General features: G+C 66.5%; 5 protein-coding genes and 1 pseudogene. 2 read left to right on the top strand and 4 right to left on the bottom strand.

Annotated elements, in window-relative coordinates; all coding sequences use genetic code 11:
• Both NA10_RS37875 and NA10_RS34785 read left to right on the top strand, forming a co-directional pair.
• Positions 1–1159, top strand: a pseudogene (locus tag NA10_RS37875) (hypothetical protein); the annotation flags it as partial.
• A gap of 193 nt (positions 1160–1352) precedes the next feature.
• Complete coding sequence (locus NA10_RS34785) at positions 1353–3248, top strand: type VII secretion target (RefSeq protein WP_067574960.1); 1896 nt, start codon at positions 1353–1355, stop codon at positions 3246–3248.
• Between the two features lie 275 nt (positions 3249–3523).
• Here the strand turns inward: NA10_RS34785 and NA10_RS34780 are convergent, their stop codons facing one another.
• The 4 genes from NA10_RS34780 to NA10_RS34750 are packed head-to-tail and all read right to left on the bottom strand — an operon-like array spanning position 3524 to position 8288.
• On the bottom strand, positions 3524–3979 hold the full coding sequence (locus NA10_RS34780) for a hypothetical protein (RefSeq protein ID WP_067574959.1): 456 nt from the start codon (positions 3977–3979) through the stop codon (positions 3524–3526).
• 7 nt (positions 3980–3986) lie between these two features.
• Entirely contained in the window at positions 3987–6173 is a 2187-nt protein-coding gene (locus tag NA10_RS37395; RefSeq protein ID WP_157556991.1) for a hypothetical protein, read from the bottom strand.
• Entirely contained in the window at positions 6173–7864 is a 1692-nt protein-coding gene (locus NA10_RS36285; RefSeq protein WP_084515689.1) for a type VII secretion target, read from the bottom strand. Before NA10_RS36285 ends, NA10_RS37395 begins: the two co-directional genes overlap by 1 nt.
• A 34-nt stretch (positions 7865–7898) precedes the next feature.
• Positions 7899–8288: a hypothetical protein gene (locus NA10_RS34750; protein WP_157556988.1), complete on the bottom strand. Its 390-nt coding sequence runs from the start codon at positions 8286–8288 to the stop codon at positions 7899–7901.
• Positions 8289–8473 lie beyond the last annotated feature (185 nt).

Below are 8473 nucleotides of genomic sequence, written 5' to 3'. Positions count from 1 at the left end.
GGGTGCCGCTCCCGGCACAGCGTCCCCCGCGTCCCCCTCGGCTCCGGGCGGCGGCGCGGTATCGGCACCCGCCGGAGATCATCCGTCCCGGAACCGCACCGGGCGCACCGAACAGCGTGCGGCGGAACGCGCTGCGCCCGAACATGATTCGGCACCCATCCAGGCGGCGATCGGCGCGGCCATGGCCGCGGCGGCCGCTCCCGCCTTCGTCCTGGGCGATCGCGTGGACGGCGAGTCGGCGCTGGCCCGCACCCTGCTGCGCAGCATTCTCGCGGTGGTCGACTACTCACCGATCGCGCCCGCGTGGGCGGTGGCGGTGGCCCGCCATGCCGGTGGTATCAGCGCCTTCGTGACCTCGAACGAGGGGCGCGGCTGGCTGCCCGCCGGGCTGTATCTGCCCAGAACGGTATCCACCCCTTGGGTGTGGCAGGCCGCCCGCGAAGCCGCCTGGGAGGGCGTGGCCGATCCGGCTCGGGTATTGGTCGAGTTCAGCCGGGCCTGGGGGCGGACCTCCGGGGCCGAACTCGCGGTCGTGGCCTCATCGCTGCCGATCGACCCGGTGCTGCGCGCCGCGCTGCCCTCGGTGCGTTTCTACGGCGAGGTCGAACCCGCGCCGGAGCTGAATCTCGGTACGCCCGCACAGGATCGGCGTGACCGGCTGGAGGTGACCGCGTCGCCGCGGCTGCTGGATCGGGTGATGGCGGTGCAGGAGCCGACGATCCTGTTGCGCTGCACCGAACTCGCCCGCGACGCGCACGCGCGGGTCATCCGGGCGGTCCCGGATGCCGTGCACGCCATGGGAACGCCGGAACTGCGCGGGCGCATTCTCACCGCATTGCGCAACCGGACCGCGGTGGCACCGGATTGGTTCGAGGAATTGCGCGACGCCGATGACCTGCTCGCCGCGAGTATGGCGCCGCGACGTCTGGACGTCGGTCGCATTCCCCTGGGGGAATTGCGATTCGAGGAGAGCGGTGAACCGGCGGTGTTGCGCGCCATGCAGTTGCAGCGCCGCTGCGACGAACTGGTGCTGCTGTTGGCAGGTACCCCGGATCGGCAATGCCTGCGCGACGCGGTGTACGTGCACGCTCATCTCACCGAGCATCCGGTCATCGCGGCGCTGAGCGAAGCCCGTGTCCCGCCGCCGGTCAGCGGTTGAGCCGCGGCGGGGAATCGATGCGGGCGAACGCCGGTGGCAGGTCCCGGCCCATCGGGGCCTGCCACCGAACTCGCCGAATGGACTGTGGCGAAACAAGGTTCGCGACTTCGCACAGAACACTATGGGCTTCCCATCGGCGGGAAGGCTCGACAATTGTGCGAGTCGCCGAGGGCGGAAGGGAGTTCGATTCAACGTGGCCGAGAAAGTGCACATCGATCCAGCGGTACTCCGCCAACTCGCGGCCCAGCACAAGCGAGTCGGCGATGAGACGGTGGAATGGGCCAAGCCGCCGCAGGATTGGCTCGACGCCTTCCCACATACCTACGGAACCATCGCCAGCCCCGTCCTGGAAGCGTTGACGAAGTATTACAACGCCAGGCAGCAGGCGGGCAATGCGCTCGCGGAACAGCACTACCGCACCGCGGCCGAACTCAACGCCTCCGCCGACGAGTACGAGCGCGCGGATCGGGACAGCGCGGCGGCGATCCACCGATCCGGCGACGGCCCCTACGGTGGCGCCAGAACGCCCACGGGCGTACCGCCGCTTGCTCACCCGGGTGCGCAGACCCCGGGCGGGCCCGGAAATCCCGGTGCCGTGCCACCGGTTTCGGGCGGCAGCGATCCGAACGCTATTGGCGGACAGGACACCTCGCCGATCAACGCGCCGGGCGGCGCCCCGGCGACCGTCGGTGCGCCCGGTGGCGCACAGACCGCCCCGGGTGGGGCCGGAGCGCCCCTGGCGCCCGCCGCCTCGGCGACGGATCCCGCGGCGGCGAACACCGGCGCGGGCCGTGACGGTCTGACCGGGACGACCGCCGACGCGGCGACACGCCCCGGTGCGGTCACCGCCCCGACGGGCGTCGGCGCCGCGCCGATCCCCACCGGAACCGGTGGCGGCGATTCGGCCCAGCACGCGTCACCCACCTCGGGGACCGGCGTGCCCGGCGATGCCGTACCGGTACCGCTGCCGACCCCGTTCGCGGCGGCGGTCGCCGCCGCCAAGGATCGGGAGACCGGTCCGGGCCATGTGGTGAACGAGGCCGTCAACGAGGATCTGGTGATCGCCCGCACCCTGCTCGCCGCGGTGCTCGCGGCCGTGGATGAGCCGGTCATCGGTCTGGCCTGGGCGGTTTCGGTCATGCGCGGGCCGACCGGGATCGGTGTGTTCATCACCAGCAACGAGGGCCGCGGTTGGCTGCCCGCCGGGCTGTACCTGCCGCGTGAGGTATCCACCCCGTGGCTGTGGGACGAGATGCTCGGGGCGGAACAGAGCTGGCCGTGGGAGGGCGTGGCCGATCCGGCCCGCGTACTCGCCGAATTCGGCCGGGCGTGGGGCGGTACGACGGAGTCGACTCTGACCGCCCTGGTGTCGTCGGGGTCGATCGATTCGAGCCTGCGCGCACAACTGCCCGACACCGCGGTGGAAGATATGGTCCCGCCCGCGTACGACATCGATCTGCGCACACCCGCCCCCGGCACCGCCGATCGACTGGCGCTTGCCGCATCCATACCCGCATTGGAAAGTGTTGGTGCGGTGCCGGATTCGGCAATCCATCGCCGTCGCACCGAGCTGGCGGAGCAGGCGCACGGCGAGCTGGTTCGCACCATCGCGGCCCCGGCCGAGGCGGCGGCCGGTCGCGCCCTGCGCGGCCGCGTGCTCGCCCTGCTGCGCGAGAATCAGCAGGTCCCCGCCCAGCTGTGGCAGGAACTGCGGGACGCCGACGATCTGCTCGCCGCCACCATGCTCTCTCGGCGGGTCGACGCGGGCCGGGTCACCCTGGGCCAGTTGCGCATCGAAGACCAGGCCGAAGCGTTGCGCGCCATGGTATTCGAGCGCCGATGCACCGAACTGGTGCTGCTGCTCGCGAACCAACCCACCCGCCAAGGCCTGCGCGACGCGGTATACGCGCACGAGCAGATCCTGGGTCACCCGATGTTCGCGGCCGTTCCGGTCGCCGCGGCAACCACCGCCGCCGACCAGGTCACCACGGTCGACACCATCGGACCGCGGGTCGCACCACCGGCGGTCAGCGCCGGTCCGCCGAGCGGGGTTTCCGTCGCGCCACTCGATGATCGAGTGAACGGATAACTGGTCTGCTCGGGCGTCCCGGTGTCATACCGGGACGCCCGTTCACCCGCCGGACTTCGATCGAATTCGCGCACGACCTCGCGCGCTATATCAAGCGACGTCCCAACCGGGCGTGCCGTAGACGTTCAGTCTGTCTATGCCCGCGCTGGGTGAACAGCCCAGTCCCACAACCGAATAGCACCACCCGGCACCGGTGGACTCGGCGGCCCGGGCGAGGGCGTCGACCCCTGTCGTGCCGCCGTGATGGTGGGCCGCGAGCTCACGCACCAGCGCGGTCAGGTCGCCCTACGGCGCGCGCCCAATTGCAGCGCGAACGTTGGGGTATTGCCCCGGCGCCCGCAGCTGATCAAGAAAGGAAATTGATACAGGGTAGCCGCGTCGGCGCCGCAGCGAACCAGCTCGGACTGCAGCTCCCATGCCGGATCGCCGAAGAGGCGGACCAGTTTCATCGGTGTGGCGGTGGTCAGCCGGGAGTCGAAGTCGATGTGCTCCGTTCCTGACTCGGTCACATAGCGCAGCGCGGCGGTGAGCCGGCCGCGGCCGCCGCTCACGCTGGCCTCGAACGGAATACCGGTCACGGTGAGACCGCTCGCGCGCGATCCGTCGGCGGCGAGTGCGTTCAACTTCCCGTCACAGGCGCGATCCAGCATGGCGCGGATCGGCTCCGGGCCGATGCCTAGCGCCAGGAACTCGGCCGCGGCGATCAGGAAGTCGCTTGCGGCCGTGACCAATTCACCGCTATGTCTCCCCGCCGGGCCCCTTGGGCGGGGTCGACGCGGGTACCACTCCCGGTGCTGAGGGCGCCGCGACCTTGGGCGGATCGGCGGGTTTCGTGTCGAGCGGCCCGTGCCCGTCCGTGCTCAGATCCGAGCCGGTGGGATGGAAGAAGCCCTCGAACTTCCCGAACTCGCCGCCGAGCGAGTCGGGCAGGTTGTTCGGGTTGAATTGCACCAGATGGCCGTCCTGCGTCGGCCCGAGCTTGCCGTCCAGAATGATTTGGGGGCCGTGGTCGGTCATCACCACCAGCGCGGTGCGGTTGCCCCATTGCGCGATATCTCCGGTCTGGAGTTCGGAATCGGAGATCTGTTTCCACGGCATTCCCGGCGTGGGTTGCCCCGGACCGCCCGCATAGGCGGCGCGCGCATCACAACCGGACGGGTTGCTGAACGCCTTGGTGAGCGCGTCCTGCACCACGGGCGATACCTGCTGGGTCCCGCTCAGGCCCGGGATCGTGACAGGCCGCAGGCCCTTGCCATTGGTCGGCGGCGGAGTCGTCTGGTCGGCGGTGACCGCCGGTTGCGCCGGTGATCCGGGTGCGGTCGGCGCACCCGGTGTGGTGGACGCGGGAGTGACGGCATTCGGGTCCCGCCGTCGGTGCGGTTCGCCCCGGTCGTTCTGGATTCCGGAGGTGTCCTGGTTCCGACTCTGCGCCGCCTGGCTCATCGCCGACATCGCCATCAGCATGCTCGGGTCGAAACTCGAACCGCCGCCGGTGTTCCCACCCGCGTTGCCTCCGGTGTTCGCGCCCATGCTTCCGCCGGTGTTCACTCCGGGGTTGTACACGGCCGGTGTGACATTCGCGCTCTGCTCGATGCGATCTCGCGCCGCGTTGATCTCATCGACAACCGGATCCGTGCCGGTATCGGCCCGGGTTGTGGTGGTATCGGTCGGGGTTGTCCCGGGAGACGATGGATCCGGTTTCGTGGCCGGATTGCCCTGCCCGCCAGCGTTATTCGCGAGCGCGTCCTTGAAGAGTGCGCTGTAATCGGTATTCGGTGCTCCCGGAGGTCCGTCTCCTGTCCTCGCACCCGCACCCGCACCCGCTCCGTTTCCTCCTCCGCGGCCTGTTCCCGCACCGTTTCCGCCGTCGCCGCCTGTTCCCGCTCCTGTTCCGCCGTCGCCACGGGCCCCCGGTCCCTTTGATCCCTCGGGCGGCGGGGCGAGCTTCTCCGCCTCCTTCAGGAACTTCGTGGCCACCTTCTCGTAGGCCGTATTCCATTTCCTGACCGCTTCCTTGAACGGTTCGATATAGACGCGCTGTTCCACGCTGGGGGTCATATAGAACAAGCCGTCGTCTGCGGACTTTTCGAAAACTGTTTCGACTATCGGATCGTGATCATGTTGATAGTAGTGCGTTTGGGTCAGCTTGTCGCCCTCGCTTCGCCAGCTACCCACCTTACCGCTTTTGAGGGTTTCTCTGACATCGTCCAACATTCTGACCAATTCCTTGAACAGGTTATCTCCCGTCACGTGGGTGTCAAATGTGGCCTCCGTTGCGAGCTGGTGTTCGCTATTGTACTTTTCTTCTCTTTTCTTCAATTCTTCCTCCAGGGCTCCGTGTGATGCCCTGATATTCGACCAACCGTCCAAGGTTGTCGGTCGCTCTTCCGATACCAGTATCGGAGCGAATGTGGGATGCTCTTCTTTCGGGCGCCGAAGGCCGAGCGTATCGAGATCCCATTGCATTGTGAACTTTGTATCTTTCACAAGAGCTTTGAACGGCTTACTGGCGCCATCCGGCGCCTGCATTTCCACCGATACCGCATGTTTTTGCGTTTGGTCGTTTACGGAGTTGTTCGCATCGTTGCTGAATACTGGTTTTTTCACCTTGGCTTGGTAGTACGTGTCGACATTATTGTGGTAAAAGGATGAAACGAGATCCTTGTAATCCCCATTGTCGAAATGCTTGTCATGCGCTGTCTTTGCGAGCTCCTCTTTAAGGTTGAGGTGAGCGCCGCCGTCCTGATCGTCAAGCTTGTCCCATGCGTCCTTGAATTCTTCCGCATTCAATGTGAGAAGTCGGTCCAGGGAATGTTTCGCCTGATCATCCTGAAATCCGGTATCGTCACAGAAGCTGTGTTCATAGTCTCTTCTGACATCTTCGACAACCTTGTCAACCTTTTCATGGTTGATTTCTTCGGTCATTAGATGCTCATTTCTATACGAGAAGATCCGGCACCGGTGGAATCTTGTGGCATGGTTGCCATTTCAGCCTGGGGGTGCATGACAATCTGCTCGTAGGTGTAAAGCATGTCCCGTAACAACTGGCGGTCGGTTTCAGTATCGGCGTATAAACGTCGCAGCTCGTCGGTGCGGCGCCGGATGAACCCGTCACGCGAGCGCGCTACCGACCCCGTTTGGATTTGCGTGTCGATCACCAATTTCTGGCAGGTGACAAGAATATCCATATCGGCTATCCCTTCCGCGTAATGCCGGGTGTTGTCGGTTCCGGCTATTTCGAGTCGATCGACCAGCCCCGCACCAGGTTTCGAGAAATCGGCATCGGCCGGAGCGGCCGGCACATGGTCCGCGACCGCGGTGTCGACAGGAAGGGATGACCGCAGTCGATTCGAGACGGCCGTGGAGGACGCCAGGGCGCTGAGCCGAATCGGGATGCGGTGTGTCGTGAGCGCCACCAGCTCGGCGAGCATGCGTGCCGGGTCGTCGATTCCGGCCAACTTCGCCATGGTTTGCCGGTCGCGCTCATCGAAGCGGGATTTCCAGCGCCACGGCACGATGACCTCGGAGGGGAGGAAGAGTCCGGCCGGCAACCAACCGCGACCTTCGGTCGAGGTCAGCATCAGCACCGGTCCGCGACGAGTGATCGCCACGGCGGTGGCCCACTCCATGCCGGGCGTCGAATCGCCAACGGTGGCAAGAACTGCCGCGAGTAGTGTACGAGCGAGCGTCAGATGGTCGGCTACGGTATCGCCGACGACCAGCGACGGCTCTGCGCGCTTCGCTCCGGCACTCCGCGCCGACGCCGCCAGCGGCCCCGGTGACAACGGCCCGGATACCAGCGCCCGGGGCGGCCCGGTCCTAGGGACCGCTGTGGATGCCACCGGATCCGGAGCCGTCGAGAACGTGTGGATGCCACCGGCGGACCGTGGGCCGGTGTCGGGGGCGGCGATGCGAGGTGGCGACGCTGCGGGCGCGGCGGTGGTGACGGGGGCGTTAGGGATATTGGTTCCCGGTCCCATACTCCGCGGCGGCACAATCGAACTCGTCGAGGGCGCGAGCACGAACGGAACGTTGGTTTCAACAGGCGTCGAGGGTCCGACCGGAGTGGTGGACCCGACAGGTGCGATCTGGCCTACCGGAGTGCCGCCCGCCATGCGGCTCTCGGGTTGGGGGATGTTCCGCTCCGCCGATGGCGCTGCGGTGGGAGTCGGTGTCCGCCCGTCTGGGACCGGGACAATGGACTGCTTCGGTGGAGTGCCTCCGAGGGATGGCACCGGAATGATCGGTGCCGGTGTCACCGGATCGGTATTCGGCGTACTCGGTCCAGCGCCGCCCGGGTGGTTGTCGCCGCCGGCTTGAGCGATTCGCTGTCGGCCGTGCTCGTCCTTGGCTTCGAGGTCATCCGCAGCCCTGAGCAATTGGTCGCGAGTCCGTTCGTGCTCGCGGGCCAGTCGGTCTGCCTTGGCATAGCGGTCGTTGTAGAAATCGACCAGCGCACCATGTATCGGGTCCGCGATCGTGCCGTAGGTTTCCGGGAACTCGTCGAGCCAGGGCTGCGGAATGGCTCCCTTTCTGCGGAGCTCCGCCGCGATCAAAGCATGCTGCTCCGCGGATTTACGCAGATCATCTGGCTCGATGAGGAGATGGTCGGCCATGCTCGGTTGGATCCTCCCGCCCGGCTGCTTCGAATCATTTTTCCGACTTCCCGAAATCGGGCTCCCGGGAGTCTCGTGCGCCCCCTGCCCGCCAATCTCGCATCACCTCGGCGAGCGGACGTGGCAGTAGCGAATTGTCATTCATATCGAGGTGGTATTTGCGCTGCGCGTCGGCGGTGCTCTCGGCGATGGCGGCCATGATCTCGGCAGCCAGTTCGTGACTGCCGAATCTGTCGCAGGTTCCGGGAGCCAGATACAGATTCCGGAGTCGCCCGTGGATATCGACTTCGGGAATGACCAGGCCGGATGGTGAGGGACGCCGCGCGACGATCTCCTCGGCCCGCTGCTGGATCGCTTCGAAGCGATGTTGCAGCTCCCGCTTCATGGCGAATCCAGCCTGTACATCGGGATGGAGTTCTCTCATCGGTCCTCATTCATCGGCGGCGCTGCTCTTCAGCATGCGTCATCACTCAGCGTGCGACTTCCCGCCGGTGAGAAGGGTGTTCGCCGAAACAAGGATGGGATCGCGTGCGATGGAAGCTATCTCATCGTCCTCATACTCCCGCGGAGCCTGTGCGCGGCGGGGGCGGGGGAGGGGGCGGGGGTGGC

The organism is Nocardia acidivorans NBRC 108247, assembly GCF_001625085.1.
Lineage (GTDB): Bacteria > Actinomycetota > Actinomycetes > Mycobacteriales > Mycobacteriaceae > Nocardia > Nocardia acidivorans.
The sequence above is the reverse complement of the archived record's forward strand: the minus strand, read 5'-3'. Positions and strand labels throughout refer to the sequence as shown.